12 protein-coding genes are annotated in these 12,402 nt (G+C 66.8%); 2 read left to right on the forward strand and 10 right to left on the reverse strand.

Annotated elements, in window-relative coordinates; genetic code table 11:
• Positions 1-16: 16 nt before the first annotated feature.
• The gene (locus G554_RS0109690; RefSeq protein ID WP_027587732.1) at positions 17-262 is read left to right on the forward strand and encodes a type B 50S ribosomal protein L31; all 246 of its coding nucleotides are present in this window, start codon (positions 17-19) and stop codon (positions 260-262) included.
• Positions 263-481: 219 nt separating this feature from the next.
• Here the strand turns inward: G554_RS0109690 and pstB are convergent, their stop codons facing one another.
• The 7 genes from pstB to G554_RS0109725 form a co-directional block, all read right to left on the reverse strand.
• Positions 482-1,258, reverse strand: a complete 777-nt coding sequence (gene pstB, locus G554_RS0109695) for a phosphate ABC transporter ATP-binding protein PstB (protein ID WP_027587733.1) — start codon at positions 1,256-1,258, stop codon at positions 482-484.
• 47 nt (positions 1,259-1,305) lie between these two features.
• The gene (gene pstA, locus G554_RS0109700; protein WP_027587734.1) at positions 1,306-2,211 is read right to left on the reverse strand and encodes a phosphate ABC transporter permease PstA; all 906 of its coding nucleotides are present in this window, start codon (positions 2,209-2,211) and stop codon (positions 1,306-1,308) included.
• Complete coding sequence (pstC, locus tag G554_RS0109705) at positions 2,208-3,272, reverse strand: phosphate ABC transporter permease subunit PstC (protein WP_027587735.1); 1,065 nt, start codon at positions 3,270-3,272, stop codon at positions 2,208-2,210. The genes pstA and pstC overlap by 4 nt, the downstream gene beginning before the upstream one ends.
• 96 nt (positions 3,273-3,368) lie before the next feature.
• On the reverse strand, positions 3,369-4,535 hold the full coding sequence (pstS, locus tag G554_RS0109710; protein WP_036925460.1) for a phosphate ABC transporter substrate-binding protein PstS: 1,167 nt from the start codon (positions 4,533-4,535) through the stop codon (positions 3,369-3,371).
• 201 nt (positions 4,536-4,736) lie between these two features.
• The gene (locus tag G554_RS0109715) at positions 4,737-5,648 is read right to left on the reverse strand and encodes an NUDIX hydrolase (RefSeq protein WP_027587737.1); all 912 of its coding nucleotides are present in this window, start codon (positions 5,646-5,648) and stop codon (positions 4,737-4,739) included.
• The gene (locus G554_RS15750) at positions 5,645-7,762 is read right to left on the reverse strand and encodes an RNA degradosome polyphosphate kinase (RefSeq protein ID WP_036925347.1); all 2,118 of its coding nucleotides are present in this window, start codon (positions 7,760-7,762) and stop codon (positions 5,645-5,647) included. The genes G554_RS0109715 and G554_RS15750 overlap by 4 nt, the downstream gene beginning before the upstream one ends.
• A 148-nt stretch (positions 7,763-7,910) precedes the next feature.
• The gene (locus G554_RS0109725) at positions 7,911-8,564 is read right to left on the reverse strand and encodes a winged helix-turn-helix transcriptional regulator (RefSeq protein ID WP_051232844.1); all 654 of its coding nucleotides are present in this window, start codon (positions 8,562-8,564) and stop codon (positions 7,911-7,913) included.
• A 239-nt stretch (positions 8,565-8,803) separates the two neighbouring features.
• Between G554_RS0109725 and G554_RS0109730 the strand changes: the two genes are divergently transcribed.
• Positions 8,804-9,250: a hypothetical protein gene (locus G554_RS0109730; protein WP_154654256.1), complete on the forward strand. Its 447-nt coding sequence runs from the start codon at positions 8,804-8,806 to the stop codon at positions 9,248-9,250.
• A 14-nt stretch (positions 9,251-9,264) separates the two neighbouring features.
• On the opposite strand, the gene G554_RS0109735 is transcribed toward G554_RS0109730, so the two are convergent.
• The 3 genes from G554_RS0109735 to dtd form a co-directional block, all read right to left on the reverse strand.
• Positions 9,265-10,320, reverse strand: a complete 1,056-nt coding sequence (locus tag G554_RS0109735; protein WP_027587740.1) for an LLM class flavin-dependent oxidoreductase — start codon at positions 10,318-10,320, stop codon at positions 9,265-9,267.
• A gap of 85 nt (positions 10,321-10,405) precedes the next feature.
• Positions 10,406-11,818, reverse strand: coding sequence for an MFS transporter (locus tag G554_RS0109740; protein WP_027587741.1), 1,413 nt, complete (start codon positions 11,816-11,818; stop codon positions 10,406-10,408).
• A gap of 99 nt (positions 11,819-11,917) precedes the next feature.
• Positions 11,918-12,355 (reverse strand): D-aminoacyl-tRNA deacylase, encoded by a 438-nt coding sequence (gene dtd, locus G554_RS0109745; RefSeq protein ID WP_027587742.1) that lies wholly within the window; start codon positions 12,353-12,355, stop codon positions 11,918-11,920.
• Between the last annotated feature and the right edge of the window lie 47 nt (positions 12,356-12,402).

Below are 12,402 nucleotides of genomic sequence, written 5' to 3' on the forward strand. Positions count from 1 at the left end.
CAGGAGGCAGCACATCATGAAGGACGGCATCCATCCCCAGTACCGGCCGGTGGTCTTCCGCGACATCTCGGCAGGGATGAGCTTCCTCACCCGCTCGACCGTCACCAGCGAGAAGACGATCGAGTGGGAGGACGGCCACAGCTACCCGGTCGTCGACGTCGACATCTCCTCGGCCAGCCACCCCTTCTACACCGGCAGGGCGAAGGTCATCGACACCGCCGGCCGGGTGGAGAAGTTCAACCGCCGCTACGGACGACACTGACCTGTCAGTTCGGAGTGCCGCCGCTAGGAGTGGCGCGTCGGGACACTGCTGAAAACGGCCACATGACGGGCGAGCTCTGGATAATCCAGAGATCGCCCGCCACGTGGCCGAACTCATCTGGAGGCCGTCTCGGACCCGAACGGAATCGGCCACCACAGGGCTGCCGTCTGGATTATCCAGACGTCGGCGCCGTGGTGGCCGATCTCAGTTGGATGAGGATCACCCGAAGCGGCCCGAGATGTAGTCCTCGGTCGCCTTCTGTGAGGGATTGGAGAAGATCTTCTCGGTCGAGTCGATCTCGACGAGGTGACCGGGCTCTCCCTGGGCCTTGAGGTTGAAGAATGCCGTCCGGTCGGAGACTCGCGCCGCCTGCTGCATGTTGTGGGTGACGATGACGACGGTGAACTCCTCCTTCAGCTCGTTGATGAGATCCTCGATCGCCAGGGTGGAGATCGGGTCCAGGGCCGAGCAGGGCTCGTCCATCAGCAGCACCTCGGGTTGCACCGCGATCGCCCGGGCGATGCACAGCCGCTGCTGCTGGCCGCCCGACAGCGAGGCTCCGGAGCGGTCCAACCGGTCCTTGACCTCACCCCACAGGTTGGCCCCACGCAGGGCGTGCTCGGCGACCTCGTCGAGGGCCTTCTTGTTCTTGGCCCCGGTCAGCCTCAGCCCGGCCACCACGTTGTCGCGGATCGACATCGCGGGGAACGGATTGGCCCGCTGGAAGACCATCCCGACGGTGTGGCGCACGGCCACCGGATCGATTCCCTTGCCGTACAGATCGGTGCCGTCGAGCAGCACCTGGCCGGTGCAGTAGGCCCCCGGGATCACCTCGTGCATCCTGTTGAGGGTGCGCAGCACCGTGGATTTGCCGCATCCCGAGGGGCCGATGAAGGCCGTCACGGTGCGCGGTTCAACGGTGAGCTCCACCCCTTCCACGGCATGGAAGTCTCCGTAGAAGATGTTGAGATCCTTGACCTCAATCCGTTTTGCCATTGTGAGTCACTTCCGTTCTGATCGTCGTCGCAGCTGAGCCGGGGTGGTCACTTGCCCATCCTGCGGAGGTAGCGGCGGGATATCGACTTGGCGATGATATTGAGGCCCATCACCAGGACGATGAGGGTCAGCGCGGCACCCCAGACCGTCGGGGTGTCGGCCGAGCCCTGGGTGTAGGCATTCGAGATGATCGTCGGCAGGGTCGCGAAGGTCGGGGTGTTCGGGTTCACCGTGAAGTACTGGTTGAACTGGAGCAACAGGATCAGCGGGGCGGTCTCGCCCATCACCCGGGCCAGCCCGAGCATGATGCCGGTGGCGATGCCGGAGATCGAGGTCGGCAGCACCACTGAGACGATCGTCCGCCATTTGGTGATGCCCAGTGCGAAGGAGGCCTCGCGCAGCGAGTCCGGTACCAGTTTGAGCATCTCCTCGGTGGATCTGAGCACTGTCGGAACCATCAGGATCACCAGGGCCAGGGACGCCGCCCAGGCGGACTGGTGGCCGCCGAAGGTGGTCACCACGAGTGCGAAGATGAACAGTGCCGCAACGATCGAGGGGACTCCGGTCAGCACGTCGACCGCGAAGCTCACGACCCGCGCCATCTTGGTGCCGCGGGCGTACTCGACCAGGTAGATGGCTGTCAGCAGTGCGATCGGCACCGAGATCACCGCGGTGATGAGGCCGATCTGGATCGTGCCGACGATGGCGTGCAGTGCACCCCACTTGGCCTGGTCGGCGGAGTCCATCGCATTGGTCCACCAGGAGGCGCGCAGCATCGAGCCGATGCCCTTGCTGATCGCCGACCACAGCACCCACACCAGTGGGGCGACCGCCAGCACGGTGGCGAAGACCATGAAGACCGAGACGCAGCCGTTTCGGGCCAGTCGCGGGCCGGAGGGTTTGGTGAGTTCCAGGCTGGTGATGACCGAGCCGTTGTCCGATGTCGAGCTCATCGCTTCACTCCTCTCTCGGCGATCATTCGTGCCGCCCCGTTGACGAAGAAGGTGATGACGAACAGGGCCAGGCCGGAGGCGACCAGAGCGCCCAGCGACTGCGGGTCGTTGAGAGCCTCGGGGAAGTCCCGGGCGATCTTCGAGGCGAAGGTGTCGCCGCCGGTGAAGATCGACGGATCGAACACCCGGCGCAGCTGCATCTGGCTCACCTGCTGGAGAATCAGGGTGACCGCCAGAGTCTCACCCAGGGCCCGTCCCAGGCCGAGCATCGATCCGGAGATGATGCCCGAGCGGGCGTGGGGCAGGACCGCCATCTTGATGACCTCCCAGCGGGTGGCTCCCAGCGCCAGGCTGGCCTCGATCTGGTCGCGCGGGGTCTGAGCCATCACATCGCGGCTGGTCGCCGTGATGATCGGCAGGATCATGATGGCCAGCACGATCGAGGCCAGGAAGACGGTGCCACTCGGATCGGTCCAGCTCGGGGTCTCGGAGAAGATCGGGATCCAGCCCAGCACTGCGATCAGCGCCGAGCGGATCCACTCCAGGAAACCGGCCTGGGCCAGCACGATGGAGCCCCACAGACCGAAGATGATGGAGGGCACGGCGGCCAGCAGATCGACCACGAAGGCCACCGGTCCGGCCAGCCTCCTGGGTGCCATCTGGGTGATGAACAAGGCGATGCCGATGGCCAGCGGGACGGCGATCAGCAGTGCGATCACCGAGGAGATCGCGGTGGTCCAGAACAGCGCGGCGATACCGAACTTGATCGGGTCGCCATCGGTGGACCAGGTGCGGGTGGTGAAGAAGTTCGCCTGGTTGGCGGACAGTGCAGGAATCGCGGACTTCACCAGGAAGGCGAAGATCACCACGACCAGCACGGCCATCAGGACGGCGACGGTGGCCGACAGTCCCGAGAAGACTCGGTCACCGGTCCTCGACGGGGTCTTGGTCCTGACCGAGGGTCGCGGCTTCGAGGGGCCGGTGGCACCGCCAGTCGGGTCCGGCGCATCGGCAGGCGCCGAGACGGCCTGGGAGTCAGTGCCAGGGTTCGGTTCGGCCATGTGTGTCCTTCCTCAAGCAGGGTCCGACATGGTGAAACCGTGCCCGGCGGCCCAGAGCCGGGCACGGTTCCACCATGGTGTGGGGGAGGTCGCAGGTCAGGAGATGGCCTGGGCCGCGGTGAGCACCTTGCTGGCGACGTCACCAGGCAGCGGGGCGTAGCCCAGCTTCTGGATGTCGTTCTGCTGCTCGGAGGAGGCGTAGAAGGACATGAAGTCCTTGATCAGCGCGGTCTTCTGAGCGTCCAAGCCCTTGGAGCAGACGATCTGGTAGGTGACCAGGACTGCAGGGTAGACCCCGGCGGGGGTGTCCTTGTACTGCAGGTCGAGCTGCAGGTTGTTGCCGGAGCCGACCACCTTGGCGGCCGAGACGGCCTTGCCGGCGGACTCGCCGGTGAGCTTCACCGGACCGTTGCCATTGTCGATGGCGGCCATCGACAGGTTGTTCTTGCTGGCGTAGCTCCACTCGACGTAGGAGATCGAGTCCTTGGTGGACTTGACCGCCTGGGAGACGCCGGCGGACTTGTCAGCTCCCTTGCCGGTGCCCTTCCACTGCTTGGAGTGCTCCTCGGTCCAGACATCACCGGCGGCCTTGTTGAGGTAGTTGGTGAAGTTGTCGGTGGTGCCCGACTCGTCGGAACGGTAGAACACCGAGATATTGGCCGAGGGCAGGTTGGCGTTCGGGTTCTCCTGCTTGATGGCCTCGTCGTCCCACTTGGTGATGGCGCCGGAGAAGATCCCTGCCAGGGTCTCGGAGCTGAGGTTCAGGTCGGTGACACCGTCCACGTTGAAGACCACCGCGATCGGGCCGGCGGCCAGCGGCAGGTGCCATGCGTCATTGGCCGAGCAGCGGGCCTTGGCCTTGTCGACCTCGCCCTTGTCCGCCGACAGCGCGGAGTCGGACCCGGCCCAGTCGATCTGCTTGCCGATGAAGGCGGAGACGCCGGCTCCGGAGCCGCTGATCGAGTAGTTGATCTGGCCCTTGCCCTTGCAGGCGGTCTTGTAGTTGTTGATCACCTGGGTGATGGCATTCGCCTGGGCGGAGGAGCCCGCACCATTGATGGAGCCGCCGGGGCAGGTGGGGGTGTACTTGACGTCGGCAGCGGGGGCCGAGCTGGAGTCGGCGGTCGAGGCGTCGGAGCTGGAGGCCGCGGCGGTCGACGAGGAGCTGGTCTCGGTGGCCGAGGGGCTTGCGCCGCTGCTCGACTCCTGCGAACCGCAGGCGGCCAGTGCGACGCTGCCGAGCAGAGCAGTGGCTGTGATCATGGCGAGACGCGTGGTCTTCACAAGAATTTCCTTGAGTGCTGGGGATCTGGATCACGGGGCCCGAAGGGCTTCCGGGCGGCCACTCAGCCGTGACCGGGACGCTCCTCAGTTCCTCGTACGCGGCACACGCTAAAGGCCCGAGATGTCCTGACGGCCCTCGCTCGGTGAACGCCGGATGAACAGCTGATGGTGGGCCCGAGCTCACACCGACGGCCGGTGCCACTCCTGGCGGATCTGGCGTCCCCTGGCGTCCAGATGGACGACCAGGCACTCGGCGGTGGCCATCGGATGATTGCCGGCCCTCACCACATCGCCCATCACGGGCAGCACCGGCCGGTGGCCGCAGATCGCCAACGGCTGGTCCGGTTCGGCCAGCTGCTCGGCGACCAGTTGCCTCATCGCCTGCTTGGCGGGCTTGTGGTGGGACTTGAAGGTCTCCTCGGTGAACTCCTCGTGAGTGACGATCTCGATCCCGGCGGTCTGCGAGTAGGGGGTCAGGGTCTGCACGCAGCGGGTCGCCGAGGAGCTGGCCAGCCGGGTGACGCCGTAGGCCTCCAGCATGGCCACCAGCGACTTCGCCTGCTGGTGGCCCCGCCGGTCCAGCGGACGCTCCAGATCGGGTCGGTTCTTGGTCTTGCCGTGGGCCCAGTCCTTGCGGCTGACCGCCTTGGCGTGGCGCACCAGGATGATCGTGCTGGTCGGAGGGATCTTGGCGGCCTCCTTGAGGACCTGCACATCGGTGGAGTAGGAGAGCTTCTGGCGTGCCTCGGCCAGGCTCAGCCACATCGCGGTGTCCACCTCCTCGTCGGGCTCGTGGGGCTGTTGGGAGATCACCGTGCCCAACCACCACTGGACCAGCTTGGCGCCCTGCTTGGGTACGTCGTACTCGATCGGCTGGAGGCTGGAGCACAGCCGGATCCTCACCCCGGTCTCCTCGCGGACCTCGCGGACCGCCGTGACCGGGGAGAGCTCGCCGGCCTCCTGGTGGCCCTTGGGCAGGCTGAGGTCGTCGTAGCGCGGACGGTGCACCACCAGCACCTGGGTGAGGCCGTCGGGTCCCCGTCGCAGCACCACGGCGCCGGCCGCCAGCACCGGGCCCTTGCGCCGGCTCATCGGCGTCGTCCCCGGGTCCGGGTGTCGGCGATGAGCTGTTCCTGGAGGTCGGTGAGGATGGTGCCATCGGCGGCCCGGGAGACCTTGGTCCACTCCTTGTCGTGCAGCTTCCACGAGATGGTGCCCTCGTCGAAGGCCAGCGCGAAGAGATTCTCGATCTCGGTGATGTGGTCCTTGTTCGACAATCGCACGAGCACCTCGACGCGCCGGTCGAGGTTGCGGTGCATCAGGTCCGCCGAGCCGATCGCCACACTCGGGTTGCCGTCATTGGCGAACCAGTAGATCCGGGAGTGCTCCAGGAACCGGCCCAGGATGGAACGTACCCGGATGTTCTCGCTCAGCCCGGGGATCCCCGGTCGGATGCTGCAGATGCCGCGCACCCACAGGTCCACCGGTACCCCGGCGCAGGAGGCCCGGTAGAGGGCGTCGATGGTGGCCTCGTCGACGATCGAGTTCACCTTGATCTTGATCCCGGCCTGCCGGCCGGCCCGCTTGGCGGCGATCTCCCGCTCGATGGCGTCGATGATGCCGCTGCGAATCCCCTCCGGGGCGACCAGCAGACGCCGGTAGCGCTTCTCGGCGGTCATCCCGGACAGGTGGTTGAACAGCCGGGCGACATCATCGGTGATGATCGGATTGCAGGTCAGCAGGCCCAGGTCCTCGTACTGCCGGGCCGTCTTCGGGTTGTAGTTCCCGGTGCCGATGTGGGCGTAGCGGCGCAGACTGTCGCCCTCGTCGCGGATCGCCAGGGACAGCTTGCAGTGGGTCTTGAGGCCCACCATCCCGTAGACGACATGCACCCCGGCCTTCTCCAGGACCCGGGCCCAGCCGATATTGGCCTGCTCGTCGAAGCGGGCCTTGATCTCGACCACCGCCAGCACCTGTTTGCCGGCCTGGGCGGCCTCCACCAGGGCGTCGACGATCGGGGAGTCCCCGGAGGTGCGGTAGAGGGTCTGTTTGATGGCCAGCACCTTGGGATCGGCGGCGGCCTGCTCGATGAACCGCTGGACGCTGGTGGTGAAGGAGTCGTAGGGATGGTGCACCAGCACGTCGCGACGCCGGATGGCGGCCAGGATGTTCGCCGGGCGGGCGGTCTCCACCTCCGCCAGATGGGGGTGGGTGATGGGCAGGAAGTTGGGGTACTTCAGATCGTCGCGATCGACGTCGCCCAAGGAGAACAGCCCGGTGAGGTCGAGTGGGGCGGGCAGTCGGAAGACCTCCCGCTCGGAGACCCCGAGCTCACGGGTGAGCAACTCGAGCATGTCCTCCTGGATGTCGTCCTGCACCTCCAGGCGGACCGGTGGGCGGCCCACCTCGCGGCGCAGCAGCTCCTTCTCCAGGGCGAACAGCAGGTTCTCGGCGTCGTCCTCCTCGACCTCGACGTCCTCATTGCGGGTCACCCGGAAGGTGGTGTGCTGGATGACGTGCATCCCGGTGAAGAGCTGGTCGAGGTGTCGGCTGATGACCTCCTCCAACGGAAGGAAGCGGCCGTGGCCGAGGTCGATGAACCGCGGCAGCACCGAGGGCACCTTCACCCGGGCGAACTGGTTGGTGCCGGTGACCAGGTTGTGCAGCATCACACCCAGGTTGATCGACAGCCCGCGGATGTAGGGAAAGGGGTGGGAGGGATCGACTGCCAGCGGGGTGAGTACCGGGAAGACCCGCTCGGAGAACAGCGTCCGCATCCGGTCCTTCTCCTCGTCGTCCAGCTCCCCCCAGGTGAGGATGTGGATCCCCTCGGCGGCCAGCGCCGGGCGCACGTCGTCGGCGAAGACCTCGGCCTGCAGGCCGACCAGTTGATGGGTGCGGTCCAGGATTCTCTCGTGCAGGTCGCGGGGCATCTGCCCGGTGACGGTGGGCACCGCGACTCCGGCGTCGATGCGGCGTTTCAGGCCGGCCACCCGGACCATGTAGAACTCGTCGAGATTGCTGGAGAAGATCGCCAGGAATTTCGCCCTCTCCAGCAGGGGGATCCGCTCGGCGTCGCGCGCCAGGTCGAGCACCCGGTTGTTGAAGGCCAGCCAGGACAGCTCCCGGTCTGAGTACCGATCCGCCGGAAGGGCGTCAGCTTCGGCCTTCTGGGCCGCGGTGGATTGGACGGACTGGTTGGGCATCTGGCTACTCCTTGTGGACCCCGGGACGCTTGTGGCGGGGACGCCGTCGATGCGGCGCGACGCAGGTCAATCTACCGGATCCGGCGGTCCCGCCCGGGGGTTGGCCTCAGTTGTGGGGAACTGTTCACCCACTGGTGCGCAGGTTGTCTCAGCGCTGAGCCTGGAATCGGTAGCCCACCGAGCGAACGGTCTGGATGTGGCCCTCGAACTCGGGGCCGATCTTGGCGCGCAGCCGCCGGATGTGCACGTCGACGGTGCGGGTGCCGCCGTAGTAGTCGTAACCCCAGACCTCCGAGAGCAGCACATCGCGGGTGAGCACCCGGCCCGGATGGCCGACCAGGAACTTGAGCAGTTCGAACTCGGTGTAGGTGAGGTCCAGTCCCACTCCACCGACCGATGCGGTGTAGGCGTCCTCGTCGACGGTGAAGGGGCCGGCCACCAACTCCTTGGTCTCGTGTCCCGAGGTGACGAATCTCAGCCGGGCGTCGGCCTCCAGGGAGGTGGCGGTGTCGGTGAGGAAGTCATCGGCCCCCCAGTCACGGGTCACCACTGAGAGGGTCTTGGCCGAGGCGAGCAGCATCACCGGTACCGCGGACTCCCGGGAGGACAGCTGCAGGCAGGTCTCGCGGGCGCGGGCCGGCTCGGTGCGGCAGTCCACCAGGACGATGTCGGTGGTGTCCAGGTGGTCCAGACAGTCCTCGATGTCGTCGTAGCGGATCGTGGTGTGGGGCAACAGCTCGAGCGCCTCGGGCAACGGCTCGTCAGCCGGACCCACAAGAGCCAGTCTCGACACGATGTGCATTCTCCTTCCCGCGGCCCCTCCCGCCCGGGGGAGGTTCGCGGCTCAGCATGGAGCGATCAAGCCGTTGTGACACTGAATCGGCCAGTCCCGACCGGGTGGCCTCAGCTTCACCGAACTGTTCCTGAACGGAACCGCTTGTGGACCCGCGATCGGCTCTGGTGAGCATTCTGCCCCAGATGGGAGCCCGGTGGCGCATTTTTCACCTGAGTGAACACAGTGCACGTAGCATTGCGCAGGTGGTGTCGAACCTTCCAGACGACTGGTTCAGGCCCGCGCAGGGCGATCGCGCCGCCGACGCGGGTCGTATCGCCGCACCCCACACCGCTCCCGGGGGCGGCACTGTCGGCCCCGAGGAGGCGGCCGAGCGGCAGATCTCGTCCGGCCTCCCCGAGGAGCCATCGGAGATCACCACCGACCCGGGCACTACTGGACGGTTGAGCCTGGGAGACGTCGATGGGGAGGGCCCGGCGGTCGTGGTCGGCCATACCGCTCCGTTGCGACGCGGCTTCGAGAGGCATCGGATCCGCTGGTCCTGGTTGCTGCTGGCAGCTGTCATCTGCCTGGTCATCGGCCTGGCGCTGGGGATCACGGTGCGAGGTCACACCAGCCAGGACGAGCCGGCCTCCCCGGTCGCAGCCACCCGGATGGCTACGACCGGTGGTGCCGGCCCGCAGAGTGAGGGCTGACCGGGCCCTGGCCCTCAGTCGATCGGGTACCCGACGGCGGGCCCCTCGGTGTTGGGCTGCCAGCCCAGCGCCGGAGCGACGTGGGTGGCGAAGTTCTCCAGCAGTCGCAGGTTGATCTCCGGTCCCAGCTGGGAGGGGATGGTGAGCATCAGGGTGTCGGCGGCCATCACGGCCTCATCGGCCCGCAGTCCCTCGATCAGCTTGTCGGGTTCTCCGGCATAGGTCTTGCCGAAGGTCGAGACGTAACCGTCGATCATGCCGATCTGATCCTGCTGCTGATCTCCCATCGGAGCGGCGAACCACAGGTCCTCCTCGCTCAGCACCGGAAAGATCGACCGGCTCACCGAGACCCGTGGTGTCCGGGTGTGTCCGGCCCTCCTCCAGGCCTGGCGGTAGGCCTCGATCTGACGGGCCTGGATGGTGGCGAAAGCCTCCCCGTTGGCCTCGGTGAGCAAGGTCGAACTCATCAGGTTCACCCCGAGACCCGCCGCCCACTCGGCGGTCTCGGAGGTTCCCGAACCCCACCAGATCCGCTCATCCAGACCGGGTGAGAAGGGCTCGACGCGCAGCTTCTGACCGGGTCCGAACTGGCTCGGATCGGCGTCCGCCATCCGTTCGCCGCGTACCGCGCGCAGGAACCGGTCGAACTTCGTGCGGGCGATGTCGGCGCCGCGCGGGTCCGCCGACTCCCGGTATCCGAAGGCCTCCCAGCCGCGCAGGGCCGGCTCCGGCGATCCCCGGCTGATGCCCAGAGCGATCCGGTTGTCGGCGATGAGATCCAGTGCGCCGGCCTCCTCGGCCAGGTACAGAGGGTTCTCGTAGCGCATGTCGATGACGCCGGTGCCGACCTCGATCCGCTCGGTGGTCGCTGCGATGGCCGACAGCAGGGGCATCGGGGAGGACGCCTGCCGGGCGTAGTGATGCACCCGGAAGTAGGCCCCGTTGACACCGAGCCGATCGGCTCCCTGGGCGATCTCGATCGCCTCGTGGAGAGCCCGACGGCCGTCGGGATCATAGGGCCCTGAGCCACGGCCGTAGTGGCCGAAGGAGAGGAATCCGAAACTCTTCATGGCTCCTCAAGGTGGTTGATGTGTCAATTATTCCTGCGCTCCTCAGCGGGGGACCCGCGCCGGTCCCCGGTGAACCACCTGCTGCTCATTCTCCCAGTGGGCCCTCCGCGACCGGGATCGACTGCCGTGTGCCGGCATAGTGGGCCGACAGGTTCCGGTACTGCGGGGTGGTGAACGCCAGTGCCACGGCGACCAGCATGACCAGCCCTGCGAGCAGGAACATGAGCGCGATCCCTCGGGTGTCCCCGCTGCCGAGCAGCCATCCGAGGAGGCGTTGTCCGGATCCGTCGCGCATCCACGGGATGACCGCGAACTCGGCGATCGGAGCCACCAGGAAGGCGGAGACCGGGGCGGCGGCGGTCTCCAGGCTCTGGGCGAACCCGAAGACCCGACCCTGCCTCTCGAACGGCACCACCCGCTGCAGGATGGTCTGCTCGGCAGCCTCGGCGGCCGGCATCATGCACATGTAGATGAAGATGCCCACCGCGAACAGCAGCCATGACTCCCGGATGGCGAAGCAGGCGCCGACCAGCGCCACCCCGATGTTGACCATCAGCAGGGTTCGCACCGGATTGTGGCCCAGTCCGGTCCTGGCGATGATCCCTCCGCCCACGATGAACCCGACGCTGGTGACACCCAGCACCAGGCCCCAGGCCTGAGCGCTCATCAGTTCCAGCCCGTAGGGATCCATCAGTGCCATGTAGACCCCGCCCACCAGGTTGTTGAAGCAGCTGAACAGCAGCAGCGCGATCAGTCCGGGCACTGAGCGGATCGCCGCGATCGAGCCGGACAGGTCGATGCGCTGCCGCAGGCTCAAGGCGGGCTCCGGGCTCGCGGCCGGGTCGGGCGTGCGAGCGGGCTCCTGCGGTGCTGCCCCGGCGGGGGGATCGGCCGGGGCGGCGGTCACGATGGTGTCCTCGGGGATCTCGATGGTCACCAGGTGGACGAAGGCGATTCCGGTCGCCAGCAAGGCGATCAGCAGGGTGTAGCTCATCCCCAGGTACCCGATGGACAGCCCGGAGAAGACCGAGGTCACCATGAATGCGATCCCCTGCACCATGCCGACCAGACCATTGGCCTTGTCCCGCCGGTCGTCGGGAACCAGCAGGGTCACCGTGGTGGACAGCGCGATGTTGCGCATGTTCTCCACCACGCTGCCGGCCAGGATGATGCCGATGAATGCCCAGAATGCGGGGGAGGAGATGTGCAGGAATGCGTCATCGGGCAGCGCGAGCCAGATGCCTGCGGCCAGCAGGTAGCTGCACAGGGTGGTGATCTGCGCGATCACCATGACCTTCTTCTTGCGGTTGTGGTCCACGATGACTCCGAAGGCCATCGAGCACACCGCCACCATCGCCATGTAGCCGCCGCCGACGATGCCGGTGGCCAGCACCGAGCGTGTCTCGAGGTAGATCCAGAAGGTGAGCGCGAACCACAGGAAACTCGTCGTCACGTTCGCGAGCAGGGTGTTCACCAGGACGTGATGGAAGTTCTTCACTGCGCCCTCCTCGGCAGGGGCCGGCGGATTCCGGAGCGGACTGATCGACCCACAGTATGCAGGCCGGGGTCGACGACTCCGTGGACAGCCGGGGGTCGGCTACTGCCAGGTGTCGGAGTCGATGATGATGGTCATCGGCCCGTCGTTGACCAGGGCGACCCTCATCTCGGCTCCGAAGACGCCGGTCTCCACGTGGGCCCCCAGGCTGCGCAGCTGCTCGACGAAGTGCTCGACCAGGGGTTCGGAGACCGGCCCGGGGGCTGCGGCGTTCCAGGTGGGGCGGCGTCCTTTCCGGGTCCCGGCGTACAGCGTGAACTGACTGATCACCAGCAGCGGAGCGTGGCTGTCGGAGGCCGACCTCTCATCAGCGAGGATCCTCAGCCCCCAGACCTTCGCAGCCACCTTCTCGACGATCTGAGCGGTGTCGTCGTGGGTGATCCCGGCCAGAATCACCAGCCCCGGGGAGGGCAGCGCGCCGACGACCTGCCCGTCGACGCTGACCGAGCCCTCCAGGGCTCTCTGGATGACCACCCTCATCGGCGGTTCCCCCTCATCGACTCGTGTGCTGTCACCTGGTCCGGCCT

Origin of the sequence: Acidipropionibacterium thoenii DSM 20276 (assembly GCF_000423445.1) — a bacterium.
Lineage (GTDB): Bacteria > Actinomycetota > Actinomycetes > Propionibacteriales > Propionibacteriaceae > Acidipropionibacterium > Acidipropionibacterium thoenii.

Coding starts and splice junctions, on each gene's coding strand:
- G554_RS0109715 (WP_027587737.1), bottom strand. CDS start 5,648: ATGAGCCGGCGCAAGGGCCCGGTGCTGGCGGCCGGCGCCGTGGTGCTG.
- pstC (WP_027587735.1), bottom strand. CDS start 3,272: ATGGCCGAACCGAACCCTGGCACTGACTCCCAGGCCGTCTCGGCGCCT.
- G554_RS0109725 (WP_051232844.1), bottom strand. CDS start 8,564: ATGCACATCGTGTCGAGACTGGCTCTTGTGGGTCCGGCTGACGAGCCG.
- dtd (WP_027587742.1), bottom strand. CDS start 12,355: ATGAGGGTGGTCATCCAGAGAGCCCTGGAGGGCTCGGTCAGCGTCGAC.
- G554_RS15750 (WP_036925347.1), bottom strand. CDS start 7,762: ATGCCCAACCAGTCCGTCCAATCCACCGCGGCCCAGAAGGCCGAAGCT.
- pstB (WP_027587733.1), bottom strand. CDS start 1,258: ATGGCAAAACGGATTGAGGTCAAGGATCTCAACATCTTCTACGGAGAC.
- pstS (WP_036925460.1), bottom strand. CDS start 4,535: ATGATCACAGCCACTGCTCTGCTCGGCAGCGTCGCACTGGCCGCCTGC.
- G554_RS0109690 (WP_027587732.1), top strand. CDS start 17: ATGAAGGACGGCATCCATCCCCAGTACCGGCCGGTGGTCTTCCGCGAC.
- pstA (WP_027587734.1), bottom strand. CDS start 2,211: ATGAGCTCGACATCGGACAACGGCTCGGTCATCACCAGCCTGGAACTC.
- G554_RS0109735 (WP_027587740.1), bottom strand. CDS start 10,320: ATGAAGAGTTTCGGATTCCTCTCCTTCGGCCACTACGGCCGTGGCTCA.